1 protein-coding gene and 1 pseudogene are annotated in these 967 nt (G+C 32.6%); both read left to right on the forward strand.

The genetic code is table 11. The features are described 5' to 3' along the window. Positions 1-173: 173 nt before the first annotated feature. Positions 174-443 (forward strand): annotated as a pseudogene (locus IE124_RS35785) (helix-turn-helix domain-containing protein); the annotation flags it as partial. Between the two features lie 83 nt (positions 444-526). Continuing rightward, positions 527-967, forward strand: a 441-nt coding sequence (locus IE124_RS34080; protein WP_189513902.1) for a helix-turn-helix domain-containing protein, incomplete at its 3' end; no start/stop codon positions are given.

Below are 967 nucleotides of genomic sequence, written 5' to 3' on the forward strand. Positions count from 1 at the left end.
TGTAACAGAATAAATTAAATATGTCAATAAGATACACAAATTGTACTAACTGGGAATTAGTGGCAGTACTTAACATCTGTGTAAATTTTGACATAAGACCTGCTGCAAAAGGTGATTGAAAAAATGATGTGAGAGAGGTAGAAGAAGAATAAGCAGATCAAGTAAGGAAAAAAATGAGCTATAGTTACTATAATATGAAAAAACACCCAAGAAACTTTCGTAATATAACAGGTTTAACTATAGAGGAGTTGAAAAAAGTAGTGGAAAAAGTGAGGTCTGGATGTGAAAAACTTGAAAAACAGAAAAAGTGTCATGGTAGAAGATCAAAACTACCAACTCTGGAAGATAAGTTGTTTTGCGTAATTTTGTACTATCGCACTTACATAACGCATAGATTTTTAGGATGCCTATTCAATGTACACAATGCAAATGTATGTAGGTTATACCAATTCCCGCTATAGAAAGAACAGATAGAGAATAATGGGGAAAAAAGTCATACTAGAGTAAGTGAAATAGCGAGGTATAAATGGCATTAAGGTCAAAACTATTAGACGAAAGAGTTGTAAATTTAGCGAAAGAAATGTTAAAAAAGGTAAGAAATAACGCATATGTTTCAAAAAAGTTACAAGCGGTGATAGCAGGAAAAGAAAGTAGTATAAGCGCTGTGGCAAGAATATGTAAAATTTCAAGGACTGCTTTGACTGAATGGATAAAGCATCTAAAATTTGATAGAGTAGAAAAATTATTTGCTCCTCCACAACGTCGTAGAAAAACTAAGTTAAATCAGGATCAACTACAGCAAATTGAAGCATGGATAGAAGAAAAGCACAATATTACCATAAAAGAAATGAGAATAAGAATCCAGGAAAAGTTCGTCTTAAATATTAGCAAATCTACAGTACACCGCCATATGCGAAAGATGAAATTCTCATATATTACACCAAGACCAGTACACAATGTACAGGAT

Origin of the sequence: Streptomyces narbonensis (assembly GCF_014649015.1) — a bacterium.
Taxonomy (GTDB): Bacteria; Actinomycetota; Actinomycetes; order Streptomycetales; family Streptomycetaceae; genus Streptomyces; species Streptomyces narbonensis.